This window comes from Pseudoalteromonas sp. D15MCD-2 (assembly GCF_038562745.1).
Taxonomy (GTDB): domain Bacteria; phylum Pseudomonadota; class Gammaproteobacteria; order Enterobacterales; family Alteromonadaceae; genus Pseudoalteromonas.
Genome location: NZ_JBCFQE010000001.1, coordinates 2,670,399 through 2,693,270 on the forward strand (window position 1 = coordinate 2,670,399; position 22,872 = coordinate 2,693,270).

The 22,872-nt window shown below is 38.6% G+C and carries 21 protein-coding genes; 5 read left to right on the forward strand and 16 right to left on the reverse strand.

The annotated features are described in order from the left end of the window. Nucleotides 1-14: 14 nt before the first annotated feature. Genes pseF through AADY36_RS12290 form a run of 5 tightly spaced genes read left to right on the forward strand, consistent with a single transcriptional unit; the run spans nt 15 to nt 4,893 of the window. Entirely contained in the window at nt 15-704 is a 690-nt protein-coding gene (gene pseF, locus AADY36_RS12270) for a pseudaminic acid cytidylyltransferase (RefSeq protein WP_054562199.1), read from the forward strand. Then, nucleotides 704-1,663 (forward strand): hypothetical protein, encoded by a 960-nt coding sequence (locus AADY36_RS12275; protein ID WP_055197950.1) that lies wholly within the window; start codon nt 704-706, stop codon nt 1,661-1,663. Before pseF ends, AADY36_RS12275 begins: the two co-directional genes overlap by 1 nt. Next, complete coding sequence (locus tag AADY36_RS12280) at nt 1,660-2,553, forward strand: DapH/DapD/GlmU-related protein (RefSeq protein WP_055197949.1); 894 nt, start codon at nt 1,660-1,662, stop codon at nt 2,551-2,553. Before AADY36_RS12275 ends, AADY36_RS12280 begins: the two co-directional genes overlap by 4 nt. A gap of 4 nt (nt 2,554-2,557) precedes the next feature. Further along, on the forward strand, nt 2,558-3,613 hold the full coding sequence (gene pseI / locus AADY36_RS12285) for a pseudaminic acid synthase (RefSeq protein ID WP_054562202.1): 1,056 nt from the start codon (nt 2,558-2,560) through the stop codon (nt 3,611-3,613). Then, complete coding sequence (locus AADY36_RS12290; RefSeq protein WP_054562203.1) at nt 3,592-4,893, forward strand: DUF4910 domain-containing protein; 1,302 nt, start codon at nt 3,592-3,594, stop codon at nt 4,891-4,893. Before pseI ends, AADY36_RS12290 begins: the two co-directional genes overlap by 22 nt. A gap of 17 nt (nt 4,894-4,910) precedes the next feature. On the opposite strand, the gene AADY36_RS12295 is transcribed toward AADY36_RS12290, so the two are convergent. The 16 genes from AADY36_RS12295 to flgE form a co-directional block, all read right to left on the reverse strand. Further along, complete coding sequence (locus AADY36_RS12295; RefSeq protein ID WP_054562204.1) at nt 4,911-6,989, reverse strand: motility associated factor glycosyltransferase family protein; 2,079 nt, start codon at nt 6,987-6,989, stop codon at nt 4,911-4,913. A 7-nt stretch (nt 6,990-6,996) separates the two neighbouring features. After that, nucleotides 6,997-7,293: a hypothetical protein gene (locus AADY36_RS12300; RefSeq protein WP_055197945.1), complete on the reverse strand. Its 297-nt coding sequence runs from the start codon at nt 7,291-7,293 to the stop codon at nt 6,997-6,999. Further along, a complete protein-coding gene (fliS, locus tag AADY36_RS12305; RefSeq protein WP_054562206.1) occupies nt 7,283-7,711 on the reverse strand; it encodes a flagellar export chaperone FliS in 429 nt (142 codons plus the stop codon). The genes AADY36_RS12300 and fliS overlap by 11 nt, the downstream gene beginning before the upstream one ends. Nucleotides 7,712-7,750: 39 nt before the next feature. Next, nucleotides 7,751-9,157: a flagellar filament capping protein FliD gene (fliD, locus tag AADY36_RS12310; RefSeq protein WP_054562207.1), complete on the reverse strand. Its 1,407-nt coding sequence runs from the start codon at nt 9,155-9,157 to the stop codon at nt 7,751-7,753. Between the two features lie 27 nt (nt 9,158-9,184). After that, complete coding sequence (locus AADY36_RS12315) at nt 9,185-9,601, reverse strand: flagellar protein FlaG (protein ID WP_054562208.1); 417 nt, start codon at nt 9,599-9,601, stop codon at nt 9,185-9,187. A 79-nt stretch (nt 9,602-9,680) separates the two neighbouring features. Then, a complete protein-coding gene (locus AADY36_RS12320; RefSeq protein ID WP_054562209.1) occupies nt 9,681-10,643 on the reverse strand; it encodes a flagellin N-terminal helical domain-containing protein in 963 nt (320 codons plus the stop codon). Between the two features lie 162 nt (nt 10,644-10,805). Next, nucleotides 10,806-11,771 carry a flagellin N-terminal helical domain-containing protein gene (locus AADY36_RS12325; RefSeq protein WP_054562210.1) on the reverse strand — a complete coding sequence of 322 codons (966 nt, stop codon included), beginning with the start codon at nt 11,769-11,771 and terminating at the stop codon, nt 10,806-10,808. Nucleotides 11,772-12,201: 430 nt separating this feature from the next. Beyond that, complete coding sequence (locus AADY36_RS12330; RefSeq protein WP_054562211.1) at nt 12,202-13,164, reverse strand: flagellin N-terminal helical domain-containing protein; 963 nt, start codon at nt 13,162-13,164, stop codon at nt 12,202-12,204. A gap of 347 nt (nt 13,165-13,511) precedes the next feature. Continuing rightward, nucleotides 13,512-14,744, reverse strand: a complete 1,233-nt coding sequence (gene flgL / locus AADY36_RS12335; protein ID WP_342409032.1) for a flagellar hook-associated protein FlgL — start codon at nt 14,742-14,744, stop codon at nt 13,512-13,514. Nucleotides 14,745-14,746: 2 nt separating this feature from the next. Continuing rightward, a complete protein-coding gene (flgK, locus tag AADY36_RS12340; protein ID WP_342409033.1) occupies nt 14,747-16,756 on the reverse strand; it encodes a flagellar hook-associated protein FlgK in 2,010 nt (669 codons plus the stop codon). A gap of 13 nt (nt 16,757-16,769) precedes the next feature. Then, entirely contained in the window at nt 16,770-17,738 is a 969-nt protein-coding gene (gene flgJ / locus AADY36_RS12345; protein ID WP_055020696.1) for a flagellar assembly peptidoglycan hydrolase FlgJ, read from the reverse strand. 194 nt (nt 17,739-17,932) lie between these two features. Next, complete coding sequence (locus tag AADY36_RS12350; protein ID WP_054562215.1) at nt 17,933-19,027, reverse strand: flagellar basal body P-ring protein FlgI; 1,095 nt, start codon at nt 19,025-19,027, stop codon at nt 17,933-17,935. A gap of 12 nt (nt 19,028-19,039) precedes the next feature. Further along, entirely contained in the window at nt 19,040-19,723 is a 684-nt protein-coding gene (gene flgH, locus AADY36_RS12355; protein ID WP_054562216.1) for a flagellar basal body L-ring protein FlgH, read from the reverse strand. Nucleotides 19,724-19,738: 15 nt separating this feature from the next. Further along, nucleotides 19,739-20,527, reverse strand: a complete 789-nt coding sequence (gene flgG, locus AADY36_RS12360) for a flagellar basal-body rod protein FlgG (protein WP_054553306.1) — start codon at nt 20,525-20,527, stop codon at nt 19,739-19,741. A 21-nt stretch (nt 20,528-20,548) separates the two neighbouring features. Further along, nucleotides 20,549-21,313, reverse strand: a complete 765-nt coding sequence (locus AADY36_RS12365; protein ID WP_054553307.1) for a flagellar basal body rod protein FlgF — start codon at nt 21,311-21,313, stop codon at nt 20,549-20,551. 160 nt (nt 21,314-21,473) lie between these two features. Beyond that, nucleotides 21,474-22,841: a flagellar hook protein FlgE gene (flgE, locus tag AADY36_RS12370; protein WP_054562217.1), complete on the reverse strand. Its 1,368-nt coding sequence runs from the start codon at nt 22,839-22,841 to the stop codon at nt 21,474-21,476. Nucleotides 22,842-22,872 lie beyond the last annotated feature (31 nt).

Here is a 22,872-nt window from a genome sequence, read left to right on the forward strand (position 1 = left end):
CGACTGGACAATAAATGAAAATAGCGATCATTCCTGCCCGTGGTGGGAGTAAGAGAATACCCAAAAAAAATATTAAGCTGTTCTGCGGTAAACCTATTATCGGGTACGCAATAACAACAGCTATCAGCAGTGGTTTATTTGACAAGGTGGTTGTATCTACTGACTGTTTTGAAATAGCTGAAATAGCAAAGCAATTTGGTGCTGAGGTTCCCTTCATGCGTGACCCTGCACTCGCTGATGATTTCGCTCCTACCAGAGAGGTAGTTCAAGATGCCTTAAACTTTTTTGAGCAAACACAAAGCATTGATTACATTTGCTGTATTTACCCAACTACTCCATTTATAAATCCAGAACAGCTGATAAATTCATTCAATATGCTCAATCAGTCAAACAAGAAAAATGCTTGCTTCAGCGCTACTGAATTTCATTACAGCCCATATAGGGGGTTTACCCAGACAGAAAACGGACTTGAGCTTTTATTTCCTCAACACGTCAGCAACAGATCGCAAGATTTACAAAAAGCTTACCATGATGCTGGACAATTTTATTGGTACAAAACAATCAACGATAAGGAAATTAAAAAAGTAATAGATTCATCTGACGCACTAATACATATATTACCTCACTATTTAGTTCATGATATAGATACTCAAGATGATTGGGTTAGAGCTGAATTGTATTATAAAGCAATGAAACAGAATTAATGGCTATTGGATTTAACTTTGATGCTAACTCAAGTGTTGGTTATGGGCACCTTAATCGATGCAATGAAATTGCTAAAGAACTAAAAAAAAGAAAACAAAAAACCATTGCAATTGTCGGAAAAAATTTCAATAACTCATTTATAGATCTACACTTTGATGAGGTCATAAAAATAAATAATAGCTTTTCAGATGCTGGTGAAATTGCGCAAATATGTATTGAAAAGAGTATTCCCAAACTTTTAATTGATCATTATCAATGTGATGTGATCTTCCAAGAAACTCTAACTTCCTATGGGATTGTATTTGGTCAATATGATTTTAAGTGTGAAGGAAGTTATTTAGGTAAATTTGTAATAAATATAAACCCTTGTGCGAATAAAGACTGGTACAACAAGGCGGTACTAAATAGAGAAACCAAGCTGCTTTGCGGCGCTAAATTTGCCATCATAAACCCTAATTTGGTTACTAAACCTTTAGAGGGTGAGGGTGTATTTGTTTGCATGGGCGGCGGTAATGATAATGGTGTTGCCGCCAGCATAATCGACCAAGTTAATAGGGTATACAAAGGTGAGATTCACCTTGTTGCGTCATCCTTATCTAGCTCAATTCCTTTAGTTGAGAAACTAAACAACGCTAACATTACAACTCATGTCGACTTAAGTGATTATTCAGAAGTAATAAAACGCTGTCATTATGCTATTGTTTCTGCAGGCACCTTAAGCTATGAAATGGCATATATTGGTATACCATTTAGTTGTGGTTACTTCGCTGAGAATCAAATAAAAATAGCTAACTCTTGGCAACAATCAGGCTTAGCACATAGTTTAGGTTGTCTAACAAACAAAATAAGTGGGCAACCCTTCAAGGAACTTCTGAATAACATTTCTCTTAAAAAACCACGAAAGCCACTTATAGATGGGTTAGCAGCAAAAAGAATAGCAGAGGTATTGCTTACATGACCAAAATCCCTTTAAACGAACTTTTATCTGTATTTGATGATATTAAAACACAGAATATTCATAGTGACATTCAAGCAAAATGTACAGATTTTTGTTGGGGAACAGGAGATGAATGCATCGTACTCGCAGCAAATAAAAAATACTTCCAACAAGCTATAAACAATAGCAATGTGGTTTGCATAATTGCTCCTGAAGTAATCATTCAGACTGATAAAGCGGTGATAACAACTAATAGATTCGATGATCTATTTCATTACATTCATAATACTTACTTCTCAACAAAAGAATTAATAACCCACTATGTGAGCCCAACAGCTTCAATTAGTGAAAATGCTGTTATTTGCCCTCCTGTTCACATTGGTCATAATACAACCATTTGTTCAGGAGCATATATTGGAAAAAACACGGTGTTAAATGATGATGCATACATAGCCCAAAACTGCACTATTAGCACCGAAGGAATGCTTGCGAAGTCAATAAATGGCATAAAAAAGCATATTACTCATTATGGTTCAGTCATTATTGGTAAAGGATGCTACATACATGCAAATTCAAACATTTCAAAAGGATTGTTTTACTCGGGAAAAACACTTATCGGTGATTATTGCCACATAGGAATTGGCGTAAACATTGCTCATGATGTTGTTATCGGACAATCCACAGAAATTAGTGGTAACTCAAATATTGCTGGTAGATCAACGATAGGAAGTGATGTGTGGATTGGCGCCAATTGTACGATATCAAACTGGGTTAAAATTGGAGATAAAGCAAAGGTTAGAATTGGTTCAACTGTTGTATGTGATATACCCGAAAAAGCTGATGTTTCGGGTAACTTTGCAATAAAACACACTATTAACCTCAGAAAATTCATAGAAGACCAGGCAAACTAACACTATGTTTAATAAATCAATTGTAATAGATAATTTCAACATTCAAAACCACTCGAAACCTTATTTAATTGCAGAGATATCAGGTAATCATGACAATGAGATTGATCGTGCTAAGAAGTTAATATTAGCAGCGAAAGAAAATGGTTTTGATGCTGTAAAAATTCAATACTTTACTGCTAATGATATGACATTGGATATCAGTGAAGGTGACTTCATTGTAAAAAGTGGTTTGTGGAAAGACCGTAGCTTGTTTGAACTTTATGAACAAGGCGCAACCCCTAAGGAGTGGCTCCCCATTTTATTTGATTATGCGAAAGAGATAGGTATCACTCTATTTTCTTCCGTATTTTCTCATGAGGGACTTTGTATTTTAGAAGAGTTAGGCTGCCCTGCATACAAAATTGCTTCTTTTGAAGCAATGGACCTAGATTTAATTGAGGCGGCTGCTAAAACGCAAAAACCTGTGATTATTTCAACCGGTATCATAGATAAAGTTGGGATAGAAGAGGTATTAGACACATGTAAAAAAGTAAGGAATAGAAATATCGGTTTAATGCATTGTATAAGTAACTACCCTGCCCCTTATGACAAATTTAACTTAGCAACAATCACTGATATGCAACAAAGCTTTGATATCCCTATTGGGCTTTCTGACCATAGTACGGATGAAATATGTTCTCTTATTGCTATTGCCAACGGCGCTTCGATGATCGAAAAGCATATTACCGTGAGTCAAAAAGACGGAGCAATTGACTCTGAGTTTTCTTTACCTATTTCCCTAATGAAAGAATTCACCGATAAATTACGAAACGGTTTCGCTACTATTGGTAAGGTTGACTACAGTAACTCGTCACCACGCAAAAACTTCCGGTCACTATATGCTGTTAAAGATATCCCAAAAGGACGACTTATCACTAGTGACATGATAAGAAGTATTCGTCCTGGCCATGGTCTAGCCCCAAAAAATAAAAACAAAGTATTAAAGTGCACAGCAAAACAAAATATTAATGCAGGAACCCCTTTAGATTGGAGTCTACTATGTCAAACTTTAAAGAATTAGACGGAAAAGCACTACATCAAATCGCAAAGGAGTTATTTCCTATTTGCAGAAGTATTACCGGTAATGGTGTTAGAAAGACTTTAGATATTATTGATGATTATATTGAAGGGTACTCATTAGTTAAGCATGAAGTACGTTCTGGTACCCAAGTATTTGATTGGACTGTTCCTAAAGAGTGGAGTATTGAAGAAGCGTGGATAAAAGATTCTAAAGGGAATACTGTAGTAGATTTTAAAGACTCAAATTTACATGTACTTGGCTACTCAACCCAAGTCGACAAAATAATCCCGCTTAATGAGCTACAAGAACATTTGCATTCATTGCCTGAACAGCCTGAAGCAATTCCTTACGTTACATCTTATTATGAGCCTCGATGGGGTTTTTGCATAACAGACAAACAAAGAAAGTCTCTAACTGAAGATGATTACCACGTATTCATTAACAGTCATCATTTTGATGGTTCTTTAACCTATGCAGAACTTCTTATCCCGGGTAAAAGTGAAAAGGAAATTTTAATATCTAGTTATGTTTGTCACCCCTCACTCGCAAATAATGAGCTTTCAGGCCCCCTTGTCTCTTTGGCTTTGATCAACTGGTTAGCAAAAAATGAGAATAACTTTTATAGTTATCGCTTTGTTTTCACAACGGAGACTATTGGCACAATCACCTATTTAAGCCGTAATTTAGAACATTTAAAAAGTAATATTGCTGCAGGCTTAGTTTTAACATGCATAGGGGATGACGGTGACTATTCAACTGTACAATCACGTTATGGTGATAACTTGAGTGACAAAGTCGTTCAAAAGGTATTAAGTGAAAACTATAAAAATGACGCAAAGATATACTCTTTTTTAAAAAGAGGAAGTGATGAACGCCAGTATTGTGCACCCAATATCGATTTACCAATTACTTCTATAATGAGGACAAAGTATGGAGTTTATCCTGAGTACCATACTTCATTAGATGACTTAACTTTTATGACCCCCTCTGGTTTAAAAGGTGGGCTAGACTTTGCCAAGAAGTGTGTTCAATTATTTGAAAAAAACCACAAGTACATTACAACTAAGTTATGTGAACCTAAATTAAGCAAATATAACTTATACCCAACTCTTAGCAAAAAAGGTTCATCAAATGTTGCGAGGAATCTTCTTAATGTTTTAGCTTACTGTGATGGAAAAAATGATGTTATAGACCTGGCTAACATTCTTGGAATCAGCACTGATGAGATTATAAACTTAATAAAGATTGCGTTAGAAAATAAATTAATAGAAGCGCTTTGAATAAAGCGCTTCTTTCTTTACTCCAGTCCCCAGTCACATGGCTTATCATAACTTTCAGGAAAATCAGCTTCAATCTCGTCTAAATACTCATTCCACATATCTAGACCCTCTTTAAACCAATTAAGTGTTAAATTATCATCCTCATAGCTATATAAAAGAGTTATCAATGGGCAATGATAATATAACAAAGAGCCTTTGAATAATTGAAAGTAGTAACTATAACGCCCCCCTCTCAAAGAATATACATACCTCGATTGACGCCGAAGAATATCTAAACAATCTTGGCGACTCGAAAAGCTAGATAGAGATATATCTTTTATGTTTTTTGCTATAGTAGAGAAAGCTTTTAAGTCAAGCATTTGATAATCATCATCCTTTACTGACTCACTGATAAACTGAGTATTTTTTATATATTCAACAACCTCGTTTTTATCTGTAGAAAGGCTAGGGATTAAGACTTCTTCTTCAGTTAATGGATAAGCTCCTTTTAGTTTTGCACCATGGCCAACATTGAAGTAATTAGAGTTTGGTTTATGTTTAATTAATAATTCCATTTGATTTTTAGAAACCATATAGAAATTATTTGCATAAACTATGTTCCCAAGATTCCCTTCGACTTCATGATCGTAACCGCTGTGAGGCTTAAACTGACGTTTTAAAGAAGAATCATTGTAAATAGAGTACTTAGAATGATGCTCCCCAGAACCTGTTATCGCATTATCCACACCAATTAAATAGATATTTTTGAACCCAAACGAACTAGCATAAGACAATGCTGTATTTGCAACTAAAGGGTTTGAATAGGGAATTATTTCTCTACGCAACAATCCATTCCCTATTCTAGCCAGAGCATAATAATCTGAACCTGCTTCGTTCCCCTTTATTGCAAGGCCTGTCCATTTATAAAGCTCAGGAGTATGTGAGTAGATAACATTAGTTGTTAATAAATTTAAATCGGAATAATCTTCTTTCTTTTGAGTCTCAAGCAAAATTTCATAATTACGTTTAGGACGCTCGATTAAAACATGAAAGTCTGGCTTTATACCCATTTTAAGCAGTGAACCTAAGGCGGTTCCTGCAGCCAAAATAATTGCATTATCTTTATTTTGTCTTAGTAATTCTTCCGCACTATCTAATGATGGTCCATTACCCACGACAAAAACAGGTATTTCAGCTACATCATCAGCTACAACATTATCACTTATCCAAAATGGCAAGTTACTATTCATATGTTTAATTGTATGAGCTATGCTAGTAACAGCATCATTGTAAAAACCAAAGCCGTTCTGAAATTGATAAAACTGCTTAAAGAAATTTGAAATTAATGAGTTTAATTCATTATTTGGGTAGTGTTGGTAGCAAAAGGTTTTAGATATTGAGAAAGCCCCAATATCTTGTACAACTTTGTAAAGTGAATCAAAGAAGTTTTCATAGCTAATTCCTAGATGTATAAATAAACAACCTAATGAATCATCTACTCTTTGAATAATTACATCCCACTCTATACAAAACAGGCTCGCAAAAAAAAGCTCAAAGTCAGGTTCCACGATGTGGATATAATCAAACTCAACCTTATTAAGCAAATACTCAAGGTGATATCCTAAACCAATGCCAAAAATCATTGCGCTAGGGAAGCGATCTGGCAGTCGTTTCAATGTATCAGGTTTTTGTTCTCTTATATTAGCTAGTAATTCACTAATTTTATTCATGTATTTAACATGAATGCGATTGTCTTTCTTCTTTTTTCTGAAGTCATATTTAACCGCACTAATAGCAGGTTTATTTAGGTTTCTTTCAACTTGTTCAACGCATTGGGTGTAAGGATTATCATTATATAAAGGTACTTTTTCGCCTTTTTTAACAAAATTTGCTTTAAGCTCTCGAGTTACATGTAAACAAAAGTCATCCCGAGTTTTATAGTTTTTAATCGCTTGCGCAATTTCAGGGTAGTATTTTTCAAAAGCAGTTACATTATTAGCAAACCGAATATTAGCTTGCTCTGCAAACTTCTCTTCATTTATCTGTTGCTGCAAAGAACTATCAAGTTTTTCTGCTAGCGATTCTATTTGCTGCTCTAAGCTCGATTCTTTAGTCATAAGGCTCTTATTTTATACTTTTATAAATGTCTAATTTTTTTTGAGTTTTGAGATGTGTGCCCAATGATTTTGCAGTATCTGCCTTCAAAGAAGCTACTTTCGTTATCAAGTTATTAAAATCATTTAAAATTGATTCAAGACGACTAACATCTGTATTTGACATATCAGATGATGCAAAGCATTGTTCCAGTAATTTTTCAATCTGTTTAGTATTTGCTACAGCCTCGTCAAAATGCATATTTTCAATATTTTTTAACAAAGAACAGAGGCAAATATCTAGTTTATCTAAGCGTTCAGCCAACATTAGCATCAACACCGTTTTCACTCAGTGTCTGCTGACGGATATCATTAGGAATTGAATCCCATGCTGATTTTATTTCTTTTAATAAGCTCGAAACTTCATCTATGATGGTAGGATCATTCTTAATGCTCGCATCAAGAAGGCGGTCTAGCATATATGAGTATAATGCATAGAGGTTTTCTGTAACCTCACCACCCACTTCAAAATCTAAGCATCCTCTTAATGCTTCAATAATTGCAGATGCCTTAGATAAATGCTCACTTTTAGCTTCAAGATGCTTTTTCTCAATTGCAACTTTTGCTAATACCATTTTTTCTAAAGCACCAGCCATTAACATTTGGATTATTTCATAACGATCAGCACCTGCAACTCGAGTTTTAAGTGCTTCTTTCTGATAATTTCTTACTTTTGCATTATACATAATTTACCTACAAATAATTGCTGAAGACATTAGCTACTACTAAGATTTTGATTTAGTAAACCCTGGTAAACTAGATAATTGAGCACTCAAGTAAGTTTGAGTCGATTGCATCTGAGCCAATAATACATCAAGACCTGAGTACTGTTTACGAAGCCTAGCTTCTAGCTCAGTCATACGGTATTCATGATTAGCGACATCATCTTCGAGATCATCTAACTGAGCGTTTAAGTTTGTTTCTCTTTGTTTAATTATACCGTTAGAGTCAACATAGTTTTCTAATAAAGTTTCAAATTGTGTAGCTAGTCCATTTTCACCTGCAAAAGCCTTGCCAATATCATCGTAGTTTTCGTCCATTGCTTCATTTAAACTACGAACTAGAGATGACTTTTCTAAATAACCATCCTTATCAACGCCTAAGCCAATATCAAATATACTTTCAAATGGACCTGCATCTGTTAAGTTAACAGATAAATTATTGACAAGCTGTGATTGTAAAGAGCGAATCGTTGCATCACCATTGAGTGGCTTACCCACTCTTGATTGAAAACCTAACTGCCCGATTACATTGTTATAATTCGCTATGAATTCATCTACGAGCTTAGTGACACTTTCACGATCAACTTGAACTGATAACTTTGCAGTTTCACCATCGACGCTTTCTCTTTTAGCTGTAATAGTCATGTCTTGAACAGCATCTTTAAACGTGTTGGTATCATTAGTAATAGTAATACCATCAACTTTTATCGAAGCGTCTTGAGCTTCATCACCAGATGCAATTGCAATACCACCAGCAGTAACACCATCGTTAGCAAGTGTCGAAACATTATCAAGTTCAGCAGTATCATTCGTAATTACTAAATCATTGCCAGTACCTGTAACAGATGAGGTTAGGACAAGCTTAGACTCTGTACCTGTATTTATAATATTGGCAGTTACGCCAAAGTTGTCATCTGAATCATTTATGGCATCGCGCAACTCAGCAAGAGTTGCACCTGCATCTAAGGTAATATCAAAATTTTTATCGCCTGCTGCAAACGATAAAGTACCACCTGATGCCGTAACCACATCATCAGTGGATGCAAAGAGGCCATCATTAGATGTTGCTCTACTACCTTGAGCAAGTTCTAATACTTCAATGTTGAAATCCCCAGGAGAAATATCTGAAGTTGGTGTTACTGATATCAGATCACCATCATCACTGGTAGGCTGTTTGATAGTTGCAGTTCTTTTGTTAAAGTTATCTGGATCAGCTAACTTCTCGATAGTGTCTTGCAACTTAGAAAGAGCAGATTTAATTTCACCTATCGCTGAAAGCTCTACCTGTAAAGACTCTTCTTTTGCAACAAATGCGTTCATTTTAGGAGTGTTTTCAGCACTTACGGTTGCTGAGATAATGCTCTCAAGATCTAAGCCAGAGCCAATTCCAGCTGAAGTAATTAACGGCATTTTAACCTCCTGAAAAATATTACACTTTTATGCTGAATGATTAAATAGCATACCTTTACTAGTTAATTTATCGGCAAATTCATCCAAAGCTTTAGCCACTTCTCGAAACTCTTCTGTGGGTATCTCACGGATCACCTCTTCACTTTCTTTATCGAGCACTTTAATGATCGGTGGTTCACCTAGCTCATCAAACTCAAAAATTAAGTTTGTCGAAGTTACCGGTATATATTTATTAAGCTTCTCGAGGTTTTCTTTTACCTCAGCAATCATATCTTGCTTTTCTTGACGCTTCTTGCTTGAAACTTCATCAATATTAACAGGTTCCCTACTAGCAATTTCTGTGCCTTTATTAAGCTTCTCTTCATCTAACACTGATTTTACAGAAACACTGTTTGAAGTATTAACATTATCTGAAGCCCTAGCTGCGGAATTAATATCTATCATTTCTCTCTCCAGCTGTTATCTGTTAAATTATAAGCCACTGTACTGAAAATTTCCTCTGTACAGTGACTTAAAACTTAGACTACCCTAGTAACGAAAGAGCTACTTGTGGGCGCTGATTTGCTTGACTTAAGATAGAGCTACTTGCTTGTTGTAAGATTTGCATCTTAGTCAAGTTAGCAGTTTCTGTTGCAAAGTCAGTATCTTGAATACGCGAACGTGCAGCTGTTAGGTTTTCAGCTATATTTGATTGATTTCGGATTGTTGATTGGAAACGATTTTGAACCGCACCTAATTCAGCGCGCTTTTTATCAACAACAGCGATCATTGCATCCATACCAGCTAATACTTGCTGCGCATTAACTTGTGAAGATACGCTAATAGTTGTTGCACCGAATGCAGAAAAGCCAACTGTTGCTGCGGTTAAACCTGTACCAACATCACTAATACCAGCAGCTAATGTTGACATGCCTTTTCCTGTCACACCTGAAGCAACTTGAGCGATGCCTGACATAGTAAAACCACCATTAGCAGTTAGTGAATTTGCTGTACCACCAACATTTTTCATGCTAAAGCTAATTGTTTGAACTGCATCAGCACCAACTTGGAAACTGGCATTATAAGTTCCATCAAGAAGGTTTTGACCACCGAACGTTGTATCTTCAGCCACTCGATTAACTTCTGAAGCTAATGATCGAATTTCTTCTTGAAGTGCTAAACGGTCTTCATCAGTATTCGAACCATTCGACGCTTGTTGTGCAAGCGTACGAATACGTTGGAACATTGATGTTACTTCGTCTAGTGCACCCTCAGCTGTTTGCGCAAGAGAAATACCATCGTTCGCATTTCGGTTACCTTGATTAAGGCCGTTAACTTGTCCTGTTAAACGGTTAGCGATTTGCATACCCGCAGCATCGTCTTTCGCACTATTAATGCGTAAGCCAGATGATAATCGCTGGAATGAAGTGTCTAAGGAGTTGCCAGATTTCATCAACTGACGCTGTGCGTTCAAAGAACTCACATTAGTATTTACATAGATAGCCATGTTAGCCTCCGCTTTATCATTTAATAGCTAAACAGCGGGATACCCCTACCCTGCTATTTAACCGACATAGAGTCCTAGATTGATAGTTCTCTAAATCAGTTATCGTCTGATAAAGCGAAAGCTTTAGCTTTATTTGTAAATTTTTTAACTATTTTTTAAATTTTAACCTTGTAATAAGCTTAATGCCGCTTGAGGTCTTTGATTTGCTTGACCTAAAATTGTTTGGCTTGCTTGCTGTAAAATTTGGTTTTTAGTCAAATTAGCCGTTTCAGCTGCGAAATCAGCATCTTTAATTCGTGATTTAGCAGCCGATAAGTTTTCTGAAATATTCGCTTGGTTACGAATAGTCGATTGAAAACGGTTTTGTACAGCACCCAATTCAGCACGCTTTTTATCTACTACAGCAATCATAGAATCCATAGCTGCGAGCACTTGCTGAGCATTTACTTGAGAAGATACACTTATTCCGCTTGCAGTAATATTGCTAAAACCTGCTGTAGCTGCGGTTAATCCAGTGCCTATATCACTAATACCTGCAACCAATGTAGACATTCCTTTTCCGCTCACGCCTGAAGCAATACCAGCTATACCCGACATAGTGAAACCACTATTTGCAGTTAGTGAGTTAGCTGTACTTCCAACATTTTTCATACTAAAGCCGATAGTCTGAACGGCATCAGCACCAATTTGAAAACTAGCGGAGTAACTCCCATCAAGTAAGTTTTGGCCACCAAATGTGGTATCTGCAGCAATACGGTTTACTTCAGCAGATAACTGACGAATCTCTTCTTGGAGAGCAAGTCTGTCTTCATCCGTATTTGAACCGTTTGCTGCTTGTTGTGCAAGGGTTCTAATTCGCTGAAAACTTGAAGTAATTTCTTCTAATGCCCCTTCAGCTGTTTGCGCAAGTGAAATACCATCGTTCGCATTTCGGTTACCTTGATTCAAACCTAGAATTTGTGATTGTAAACGGTCAGAAATTTGTAAACCGGCAGCATCATCAGCTGCGCTATTAATACGTAGGCCTGAAGATAGACGTTTAAACGAAGTATCTAAATCTGTACCTGTTCTATCCAACTGTCTTTGTGCATTTAATGCACTAACATTAGTATTTACATATAAAGCCATAATAAACTCTCTTCTTATCTGTCAAAGTAAAGTCACTTATTAAAAAAGTGAATTTGACAAAGTGACCCTTACAGCGGCAAATCTAAGTCGCCTGGGGCAAAATACTGCCACTTTGCTGATTAGTTAATTAACTTGAAGTAATGAGAGCAATTAATAGGCCAACTATTAATTAAGATTAAAAAAGGAATAAAAAGGCTCCATTTAGGAGCCTTAAGAGAGATAAGTTTAAGAGTGGGTTTAATAACACAAATTATGGCATAATCTGTGCTTTATGTTTTATGTTCTTACAAATGTTAGAACACTACTGTCAGGATTTTGAGCGCCTCCGCTTTATAATCCTATCTTAGCGCCTTTGTTAATACCCCATTAGACAAAGGCGCTTTTCTTTAAGTCAAAGTTTTGACTTCACTTTGACTCAAATTCCCAACTATTAACCTAGTAAGCTTAATGCCGCTTGAGGACGTTGGTTAGCTTGACTCAAGATTGTTTGGCTAGCTTGTTGTAAGATTTGCATCTTAGTTAGGTTAGCTGTTTCAGTCGCGAAATCTGTATCTTTAATACGAGATTGAGCTGCACTTAAGTTTTCAGAGATATTAGCTTGGTTACGAATCGTTGACTGGAAACGATTTTGAACCGCACCTAGCTCTGCACGCTTTTTATCAACTACCGCAATCATAGCATCCATACCAGCCAAGATTTGTTGTGCATTAACCTGAGAAGACACGCTGATTGTAGTTGCGCCGAAAGCTGAGAAACCAACAGTTGCAGCAGTCAAACCTGTACCTACATCACTAATTCCTGCAGCAAGAGTGGACATACCTTTACCTGTCACACCAGAAGCAACACCAGCAATACCTGACATAGTAAAACCACCGTTAGCAGAAAGCGTATTAGCTGTACCACCAACATCCTTCATGCTGAAGCCAATTGTTTGAACAGCATCAGCACCCACTTGGAAACTTGCTGAGTAAGAACCGTCAAGTAAATTTTGGCCACCGAAAGTAGTATCTTCAGCAACTCGGTTTACTTCTGATGCTAAAGAACGAATTTCTTCTTGAAGTGCCAAACGATCTTCATCAGTGTTTGAACCATTCGACGCTTGTTGCGCAAGGGTACGTATACGTTGGAACATTGACGTTACTTCGTCTAGTGCACCTTCAGCTGTTTGCGCTAAAGAGATACCGTCGTTCGCGTTACGGTTACCTTGATTAAGACCGTTAATTTGCGATGTTAAACGGTCAGAAATTTGTAGACCAGCCGCATCGTCAGCAGCGCTGTTGATACGGAAACCAGATGATAAACGCTTGAATGAAGTGTCAAGTGAGTTACCAGAATTCATTAATTGTCTTTGAGCGTTTAATGAACTAACATTTGTATTTACATAAAGTGCCATGATATTTCTCCCGAAGTAAACTTATCATTTACTCTCAAACTTACTCTAATTAAGCGGTAACTGTTGTTTGTTACTCTGCTTGGTTAATTAAGTTATCGGTCCGCTCAAAAAATCCTTTAGTGAATTTTTAAACAATTTTTAAAATTTTATTTAATGCACTGTATTTAAAAGAGAAATATTTTAGCTTTTTAACTAAACATGGCATCTGGTTACCTTGAAAGCCGCTATCACGATGTTTTACTAAAGATATAAATACTAAAAAGAGTGCTCTAAAAACGCTTTTAAAGTGTGAAGCTTAAGGAAGGTTTTGTAGGTTAAGTTTATTAAATAAGCTTAACCTACATAAATTATAAGTAATCAAATAATGAGAGGTTAGCCAAACGGCCAAATGTTGCCTGTGCAGCTTGCAGTGATGTTTCTTGTTTGGTGAGTTCAGTAATCGCTTCAGCCATATCAAGCTCAACAAGCTCAGCTTTTGCAGCTTTATTGCTAGTATCTAAGTCACCGTTTGATTGTTCGATTTTCTTGGCCGTATTTAAGCGACCACCCAAACCGGCCTGAACAAGTGAAACCTGATTTTTGGCATTATCGAGTTGTACGATGGCATCAGCTAAAACTTGATCAAACTCTTCTTGAGTTAAATCAGGATTGGTTAGTCCTGCTATCAGGTCATCCAAAGTATTTAACGCATTCTCTTTTTGTGGTGCTTCAAGGTCAACATCGATTTGGCCATTTGCAACAGGTGAAACAGAAATCTCCATACCTTGATATTCAATTTTACCGTTTTCAAAGCTACCGCTGTCAATCGTTACACCAGCTTGCTGCACAACAAATGTATTAGGTGTGCCTGTGGTAGTAATAAAGCTTAGTGTATTGGCATTTGCAGCCGCAGCAGGATCAGCGTTGTAATTAGCTTGATGGAATTTATCAAAATCTGCTTGCTCAGTAACATAAATTTTTGAGCTTGCGATACCGCCCGAAACAGTGCCATCGTTTGAAGCTACATTTAGGCGTGCATTTACTTTTTCGAATGTATCAAAACCATTGTCACTTGATTTGATTTCTACACCTTCAGCCACTTTGATTTTGTGTTGCCCCTGATCGCCACCATATTCATAGCGCCCAGAAGTACTATTAAAGGTGTAAGACGGAGTATTATCTTGGTAACCCGAAAAGATAAATTTACCGTCTTCGGTCTTTGCATTCATCAAATCAAGTACCGTACTTTGCAATGCTTTAACTTCTTCAGCAATACCTTCACGGTCGATATCACTATAGGCACCGTTACCAGCTTGAATAGATAAAGTATAAGCAGACTCAAGTGCGCCTTTAATATTTTGCAGCACACTTTCTTCTGTCGTTAGGCGGCTATTCAACATAGTAATGTTTTTTGTGAACTGTTCATTACCTTGAATGCGGTCGTTATAAAGTAACGCGCGAGCCGTTGCGGAAGGATCGTCAGCAGCAGTTAATACACGCTTTTGGGTATTAACCTGCTCTTGCGCTTTGTTTACATTTTGTTGTGAGTTAAGAATAGAATTAAGGTTATTCTTATACATCATGTTATTTGAAATACGCATAATTACCTCGCCGCACTTAATAAGGTGTCAAAAATAGTACGTGCTGTTGAAAGGACCTGTGCTGATGCTGCATACGATTGTTGAAAGCGCAGTAAGTTTGCCGCTTCTTCATCAAGGTTTACACCTGATAGCGATTCATACCAAGCTTCAGACTGATCAGCCAATGCTGTAAAGGCCGCACCATTGGTTTGGGCTTGACTAGTCACTACACCAATATCAGTGACAATGCCTGAATAGGCTTGATTAAACGTTTTATGATTATCGGCTGTACTACTTGCTTCAACATTTTGACGCACTAGCTCACCATTTTGTAAATCGGCCAATAGCAAACCATTACGGTTATCATCAAAACCACCAGTGTTAAACTCTACTGTGAAGGTGTCACCTGTTGCAGGTGATCCTTCAATATTAAAGTCAAAGCCGTAGGTATCGTAAGGCGCCCCTGCTTGAGCAAGAATATTCTCAGCAGGTGGTGTAATGGTAAACGTCGATGTACCGTTACCATCTGTGATTTGATACTCGTTAGCATTCGCCGTTTTCACGAGTGTGATATCGCCATTCGCCAAACTCGGTGGGGGACCCACGGTAATACCCGTTGAGTTGTCAATATCGGACACTGTGCCAGCAGAAATACTTGCATCACTGGTATTATTGATATCGTTCGCAGTTCGAATAGGTGATGCTAACGCTAAATCTTCAGGAAGTTCAGTTGCAAGCTCTAAGCTAGTTGCAGCCTGAGAGTTCAACTTAACCATAAATTGGTCACCAGTATTTGCAGCACCTGATACGTTGAGTTGTAAACCAAACGCTTCACCACCCGTAATAGTTGATGAGTCAATCACACCGGCAGTCACATTCGCTGTAGATGCGGTGCCAATGGGTTCACCTTTATTATCAATTGCCTGAATCTCAACAGTGGTTGCGCTTGTATAGGTCACAATAAAATCACTTGCTGGCAATTCGCTGCCTTTACCAGGTTCAAGGGTTGCCGTCATTGTTGATGTGCCCATATTGGCTTGATAACCAAACGCATCTACCGTTGGAATAGCAAAAATATCGCCGCCAATTTCACCATTAGCGTCCATACCTAAGCTATTTTGTTGGTTAAAGGCATCGGCTAATGCTAAGCCCATTTGACCTAGCTGGTTTTGCGCTGGCACTAAAATATCGTCACGAAATGCCAGTAAGCCACCAATTTTGCCTTTCAATTTACTCACATCAACTTCAAGCGGCACGGCTTTGCCACCGTTTACATCAAGTTTTAATTCTTTAAAGTTCGGATCAGGATCGCCACTAAATGAAAACAGATTAAATGTGCCACTTTGCATGACAAGTGCTTGACCAGAGCCTAAATACACTTGTTTCTCGCCGTTATTACCATCGAGTGTTTCAATATCAATCAGCTCAGATAAGTCACGAATTGCTTTATCACGTTCATTATATAAACCACTTGATACTGACTCACGATCAGTACCATGAACCGAAGCAATCTTGGTATTTAAATCACTGATATTTTGGATCAGGTTATTTGCTTCATCTGAAAAGATTTCTAGCTGCTCATTTACTACTGCTTTTTGGTCAACCACAATGCTCGATAACCTGTCCATTTGATCAATCAAATTTTGTGCATCCGTCATGACCAGTGAACGAGCTACTGTTGATGACGGTTGATTTAAGCTTTCTTGTACATTGTTAAAAAACGAGTTTACGCTCGTTGATAAGCTGTTTGACTCTTCTGAAAACAAGCTATCTACACGGCTTGCTTCAGTTACAAACTGATCAAAAAACGCTTTATTAGAGGTATCTCTATTTAATTGCTTTTGTGCAAATTCATTTAGTAAGCGATACGTTTCACCACGGCCGACTTGGTTATCGATCATGGTTGTGAACTCAGTACGCTCACGCACATAGCCCTCGGTATTAACGTTGGCGATGTTTTTACTGGTGGTTTGTAAAAGCTCAGAGTTAGCTCTTACACCGGCATTTGCTATGTCATATAAGCTAAATGACATGAGGGTCTACTCCTTAACGTACCAATGAAGCAGCGACGCTTTGAAGCTCAACGCGCTTCAATACCTGCTTAATTTTATCGGCATAATTTGGATCAGTTGCATAGCCTGCTTTTTGTAACGAATCTAAAAAGGCTGCAGGCTCTGCGGTATTATTAAGTGCTTCTTGATAACGTGGGTTTTCATTTAAAAAATCCACAAAGTCGTTCACACTGTCTTTAATCGATTGATAAGAGCGAAAACTTGCTTGCTTTTTAACTGGCACACCTTGTTCAAACTCAAGCGTGACTTTGCTTGCTTTATCACCTTGCCAGCTCCTATCCGATTTAATATTGAATAAGTTGTTACTACTTGTGCCATCAGCTTTACTGATGATGTGTTTACCCCAGCCCGTTTCAAGGGCTGCTTGAGCAACCATCACAGCTGGGTTTAAGCCAATTTTTTCAGCCGCATTTTTAGCGTGCTCCCAAACAGAGCTAATGAAAGACTCAGCATCTTCAAAGCGGTTTTCTGATTGCTCGTTCGCTGATGTATCCTCGACAGCTTGTGGTTTAGCCTTAGCCTCAGTAGTGCTATTAAGGACACCGTTTGCGCGTTTATCACTATCAAAGTCAGCCGTCGTTCTTAGTACAGAACCTGGTGTAAACTCTTTACCGTCTGGCGAGAGCTGCTGAACAATCAAGTCAGCTAGGCCGAGCGAACCATTTGATGAAAGCTCAACCGACATTTGTTGGTCATGCATCTCTTCAAAAAATTTAACGCCGCTTGAATTAAATGGGCTGTCTTTATCTTCAAACGCTTCATTTGCTTTGCGCATGCTTTTAAGCAGCATCTGAGTGAAGATAGATTCAAATTGTGCCGCCGCTTTTTTCAGCGCCTCTTTTGACGCATCGCTAGAGGCATCACTTTTTAAGGCATTTTGACGTAATGAGTCTAAGTTGCCTAAATCAAAAAAGTTTTGCTTGTCGAGATGATTTGTATCCATCAGCTTTTTGACACAATAGTTAATAATGAAAATTAAAAAGCAAAAATTGCGCCAATAAAAAACTTTATAAATGAATGGCTAATAACTGATACAGGAATGGAGTAACTTCAGAGCCAAGATTTTGGCTGATGTTTGTGTGCTAAATGATTTAAGAAATACTAAAACAAAAAACGCGCTCGAAAGCGCGTTTTAATTTAAATGATAACCAGTTGCCCGTTTATCGCCCCCGCTTCTTTTAAAGCTTCAAGGATTGCCATTAAATCACCCGGTGCGGCCCCAACTTCATTGATTGCACGCACGAGATCATCAAGATTAACACCCGGGTTAAATACAAAAGCACGTGAATCATCTTCGTTCACATCAATAATACTTTGATTGGTAACGGTAGTTTCACCATCACTTAAAGCATTTGGCTGTGACACATTTTGCTGCTCAGCAATGGTGACCGTTAAACCACCATGTGTAATCGCCGCTGGCTGTAGTTTCACGTTTTTGCCAATCACTATTGTGCCTGTGCGAGAGTTCACAATAATTTTTGCTGCTGTGTCTGCTGGCTTAAACTCTAAGTTTTCAAGTGTCGACAAATAAGCAACACGTTGAGAAGCATCACGCGGTGCTAACACTCGTACTGAAGCTGCATCGATTGCCTGAGCGCTGTCAGGACCCACTAAATCATTAATCGTTTGCTCTAAGCGTTTAGCCGTTGTGAAATCAGGACGATTTAAATTAAAGGTAATGTAGTCACCTTGCATAAACGGGCTCTTAATAGCACGCTCTACAATGGCACCGTTTGGAATACGGCCCACTGTGGGTGTGTTAATAATTACACGGCTACCATCTGCCCCTTCAGCACCTAGACCTCCTACAACTAAGCTGCCTTGTGCAATTGCATAGGTATTGCCATCAACCCCTTTTAGGAAGGTTTGTAATAAGGTACCGCCACGTAAACTACCCGCACTACCGATAGACGAAACCGTAATATCAATGGTTTGACCGGGTTTTCTAAATGCCGGTAACTCTGCATGCACAGCCACAGCTGCAACATTTTTAATCTTAGGTTTTAAGCTATCAGGTAAGGTAATACCAAAACCATTCAGCATGGCTTTAAAGCTTTGTTGAGTAAATCGGCTTTGTTCACCTGTGCCGGGCAAACCGACAACCAAACCATAACCCACTAATTGGTTTGCGCGCACGCCCTCAACCATAGATACATCTTTGACTCGCTCAGCCTGTGCAGAAAACTGCAGGCTAATTAAGCAAAGAGCGATGATGTATTTAAACCCATTCATGACTTTATTCCTCTAAAATGGGAAAAGCGAACTACTAAAGAAACGAGACAGCCAACCTGCACTTTGCGTTTCTTGAATTTGCCCTTTACCTGAGTATTGAATTCGCGCATTAGCAATACGGTTTGATGTGACCGTGTTATCTGCTTGAACATCTTCAGGACGAACTAAACCTTCAAGGCGAATAAATTCTTCACCGGTATTCAAAGTGAGCCATTTTTCACCGCGAATAACCAAATTTCCGTTCGGTAGAACACGCATCACATTGACAGATATATCACCAAATAAGCTATTTGATTGGTTAGACTTTGAATCACCTTTAAACGATGCCCCAGAACCAATACCAAACTGAATGCTATCACCGCCAATGTTAACTGGATTACCGCCAAGCCCAATAACAGGGTCTAAACTAGCGTCCGTTTCTTTGTCGGTTTCGGTTTTTGCCGCTTTGGTGGCTTGCGTTGATTCTTGCAATTTAACAGTGATGATATCACCCGCGCGCAATGCCTTTTTATCTGAGTACAAGTCATCTGCTGAATAACTATCAAACAACGAACCCGTTGGTACCATTGGCTCTGTTGTTGGCTCCGGATACATAGGCGCATAGTAAGGGTCATCCTGAACCACATGATGATTTTGCGTTGTCATACAACCACCCAGCATTAATGCTGCCGATGTGACTAAGATAATGTTACGCATGCTGCCTCCTACCCATTAAAGCTGTTGATTGATGTAACTAAGCATTTCATCAACCGCTGAAATCACTTTTGAATTCATTTCATAAATTCGTTGCGTTTCGATCAAGTTAACAAGCTCTTCTGTTACATTCACATTAGACGTTTCAAGTGAACCTTGAACCACAGTACCTAAACCATCGATACCTGGGTTCCCTTGCACAGGTGCGCCACTCACAGCGGTTTCTGTGTATAAGTTTTGCCCCATAGGCTCAAGACCTGATGGATTAATAAAGTCACTAATTGTTAGCTGACCAATGACCACGTTCTCTGCTTGCCCTGAAATACGTACCGACACTTCACCGTCTTGCGAAACAGTAATTGATTGTGCATCGTCTGGTACGTTCATTTCTGGCTGTAATGGAAAACCCGCACCAGAAGTTACAATGCGACCATCTTCGTCAGTGGTGAATTGACCATTACGTGAGTATGCAATGTTGCCATCTGGTAATTGCACTTCAAAAAAGCCAGGACCTGAGATCATCCAGTCCAATGAATTTTCTGTGGTAAGCATGTTACCTTGTGAAAAGTTCTTTTGGTTAGCAACCACTTTTGCACCGGCACCAAGCATTAAACCCGATGGCATTTCAGTGTCTTGCGATGAACGACCACCTGGTTGATTTATATTTTGATATAGTAAATCTTCAAATACGGCGCGGCTTTTTTTGTAACCGACCGTGCTGGCATTCGCGAGATTATTTGAGATCACCGAAATATCGGTTTGCTGGGCGTCAAGCCCGGTTTTACTGATCCATAATGCAGGATTCATAACTCTACCCTCTCAGTCATCTTAAACAATGCGTAACAGCTGATCTTGACGCTCATCGAGCTCTTCGGCTGTTTTCATTAATTTAACTTGTAATTCAAATTGGCGTTGATTGCTGATCATGTCGACCATTTCATGCACTGGGTTTACGTTCGACATTTCAAGCGTACCCGACAGTACTTTTACGTTTGGTGAAATATCACAAAAACCACAAAGGTCATTGACCAACATGTCTTCTTTTGGTCGAAATAAACCGTCATTACCTTTTTCAAGCTGAGTGTTATCAGCCTCAATCACTTTTAAGCGATCAACCACTTCCAAAAAGTTTGCTGGCGCTCCTTGTGGGCGAACCTGAATAGCACCGTCTTCACTAAACTCAACTTTCTCGATAGGTAATGGCAAAATGATTGGACCACCTTCGCCAATTACTTGACGGCCATGGCTAGTGATCAACGCGCCATCTGGAGTAATGTTTAATGTGCCAGTTTTGGTGTACGCCTCATTGCCTGATGCATCTTGTACACTCAACCAACCACGGTCACTCATCGCGATATCAAGCTCGCGGCCAGTTTCAACAAAACCACCCGATTCCATATTAGATCCAGGGCGTTCTTGCATTGCAAACACCCTAGATGGCAGACCTTCACCGAAGGCTTGCATAGAGCGAGCTTGTGCAAAATCAGCTTTAAAGCCAGTGGTGTTAGCATTAGCAAGGTTGTTGGCCTTGAGTTCAAGACCTCGCAAACTTTGCTTAGCACCCGACATGGCAATGTAGACCATTTTGTCCATAACATTGACTCACTAAAAATACGATAACTAAGAAATGCAATAAAAGTGCCAAAGTAAAATTGACGCTAAAATAGAAGAGAAAAATGAATAATTAGAATGAAAAAAGGCTGCCAATAGAGGGAGCAGCCTTCGTGTCGGATTAAGCTTAGAGCCGTTAAAATTAACGGATCTGTAGGATGTTTTGCTGTAGTGTTGAGTTAACCTCAAGCGCACGTGAATTTGCTTGGAAGTTACGCTGCGCACTAATCAAGTCAACAAGTTCGTTAGTTAGGTTTACGTTTGATTGTTCAAGCGCAGATGAGTTAATTGAGCCTAAAGTACCTGAACCTGGTTCGCCAGCAATAGGTTCACCTGATGTAAGGCTCTTCTTCCAGGCTGTATCACCCACTTGTTGTAAACCCTGTGAGTTCGAAAAGCGTACCATCGCAACTTGACCTAGGAATGAAGTATCACCATTACTGTATGAAGCAACAATTTTACCGTCAGAACCGATATCGATACCTGATAGACGACCTACAGTCGCACCATCTTGTTCCAGTGCTTTTACTTCAAAGTTACTAGCATACTGAGTAGGAATTTTATTTGTTGTTGCTGCTTCATCACGCCAATTAATAGTGACATCATCTGGGAAGCTGGCACCATTAGAAAGTAAGTCAGATAAGCCTGCCGCAGCACCAACACCATTTGGTAACGTTAATGGGTCAAACGTAGTGTCAGTGTTTGCTACACCATCTGTATTTAGTGGTAAACCACTTGAGTCAAACTGAAAAGTCGAAATAGGCGTGTATGGCGACGTAGTTTGCTCAGTACCATCCGCAGCAAACGGTTTTTCATCTAAAGTAGCATACACTTCCCACTCATTTTCATTACCAGTAGTTGTTGAATCAGTTTTCACAAAAAAGAATTGTAAAATATGTGGCTCACCTAATGAATCATACACTGTTGTTGATGTTGAGCTGTTATATGAAGCACTTGTCTCAGGATCAAACGGCGTCACTGACGGTGAAGTTGCTCGAGAGTCTAGATTAAAAGATGAATAAACATTCGTGGTTGCACGTGGTGAACCTGATGCATCAGGAATTTGTAGTGCAGAAGATGTACTTAAGCTAACAGAAGTGGTATCACCGGTTGCTTCATCAACAGGGAAACCTTGTAGATAGTTGCCATTAGCATCGACTACAAAGTTATCTTTATTTAATTTAAACGCACCTGCTCGGGTATATGTGAAGTCTTGTGCACCTAGGTCATTCGCCATTGCGAAATAACCTTCACCAGTGATCGCTAAGTCAAGTGAGTTATTTGTGAAAGATAACGAACCTTGGTGGAATTGTTGTGCCACCATTGTTGTTCTTACACCGTCACCATTTTTTGTTTTACCAGAACTAAATACTGATGATGCGTATACATCAGCGAACTCTGCACGAGACTCTTTAAAGCCCGTAGTATTAACGTTAGCAATGTTATTTGCGGTAACGTCTAAATCTTTTTGCGCGGCTGCTAAGCCTGTTAATGCAATATTGAAGCTCATAACTCACCTCTAACCTATCTCTTAGCCTAAG

Excerpts from the sequence above, each read along its gene's own strand:
- pseF (WP_054562199.1), top strand. The coding sequence starts at position 15 with ATGAAAATAGCGATCATTCCTGCCCGTGGTGGGAGTAAGAGAATACCC.
- AADY36_RS12275 (WP_055197950.1), top strand. The coding sequence starts at position 704 with ATGGCTATTGGATTTAACTTTGATGCTAACTCAAGTGTTGGTTATGGG.
- AADY36_RS12280 (WP_055197949.1), top strand. The coding sequence starts at position 1,660 with ATGACCAAAATCCCTTTAAACGAACTTTTATCTGTATTTGATGATATT.
- pseI (WP_054562202.1), top strand. The coding sequence starts at position 2,558 with ATGTTTAATAAATCAATTGTAATAGATAATTTCAACATTCAAAACCAC.
- AADY36_RS12290 (WP_054562203.1), top strand. The coding sequence starts at position 3,592 with ATGTCAAACTTTAAAGAATTAGACGGAAAAGCACTACATCAAATCGCA.
- AADY36_RS12295 (WP_054562204.1), bottom strand. The coding sequence starts at position 6,989 with ATGACTAAAGAATCGAGCTTAGAGCAGCAAATAGAATCGCTAGCAGAA.
- AADY36_RS12300 (WP_055197945.1), bottom strand. The coding sequence starts at position 7,293 with ATGTTGGCTGAACGCTTAGATAAACTAGATATTTGCCTCTGTTCTTTG.
- fliS (WP_054562206.1), bottom strand. The coding sequence starts at position 7,711 with ATGTATAATGCAAAAGTAAGAAATTATCAGAAAGAAGCACTTAAAACT.
- fliD (WP_054562207.1), bottom strand. The coding sequence starts at position 9,157 with ATGCCGTTAATTACTTCAGCTGGAATTGGCTCTGGCTTAGATCTTGAG.
- AADY36_RS12315 (WP_054562208.1), bottom strand. The coding sequence starts at position 9,601 with ATGATAGATATTAATTCCGCAGCTAGGGCTTCAGATAATGTTAATACT.
- AADY36_RS12320 (WP_054562209.1), bottom strand. The coding sequence starts at position 10,643 with ATGGCTATCTATGTAAATACTAATGTGAGTTCTTTGAACGCACAGCGT.
- AADY36_RS12325 (WP_054562210.1), bottom strand. The coding sequence starts at position 11,771 with ATGGCTTTATATGTAAATACTAATGTTAGTGCATTAAATGCACAAAGA.
- AADY36_RS12330 (WP_054562211.1), bottom strand. The coding sequence starts at position 13,164 with ATGGCACTTTATGTAAATACAAATGTTAGTTCATTAAACGCTCAAAGA.
- flgL (WP_342409032.1), bottom strand. The coding sequence starts at position 14,744 with ATGCGTATTTCAAATAACATGATGTATAAGAATAACCTTAATTCTATT.
- flgK (WP_342409033.1), bottom strand. The coding sequence starts at position 16,756 with ATGTCATTTAGCTTATATGACATAGCAAATGCCGGTGTAAGAGCTAAC.
- flgJ (WP_055020696.1), bottom strand. The coding sequence starts at position 17,738 with ATGGATACAAATCATCTCGACAAGCAAAACTTTTTTGATTTAGGCAAC.
- AADY36_RS12350 (WP_054562215.1), bottom strand. The coding sequence starts at position 19,027 with ATGAATGGGTTTAAATACATCATCGCTCTTTGCTTAATTAGCCTGCAG.
- flgH (WP_054562216.1), bottom strand. The coding sequence starts at position 19,723 with ATGCGTAACATTATCTTAGTCACATCGGCAGCATTAATGCTGGGTGGT.
- flgG (WP_054553306.1), bottom strand. The coding sequence starts at position 20,527 with ATGAATCCTGCATTATGGATCAGTAAAACCGGGCTTGACGCCCAGCAA.
- AADY36_RS12365 (WP_054553307.1), bottom strand. The coding sequence starts at position 21,313 with ATGGACAAAATGGTCTACATTGCCATGTCGGGTGCTAAGCAAAGTTTG.
- flgE (WP_054562217.1), bottom strand. The coding sequence starts at position 22,841 with ATGAGCTTCAATATTGCATTAACAGGCTTAGCAGCCGCGCAAAAAGAT.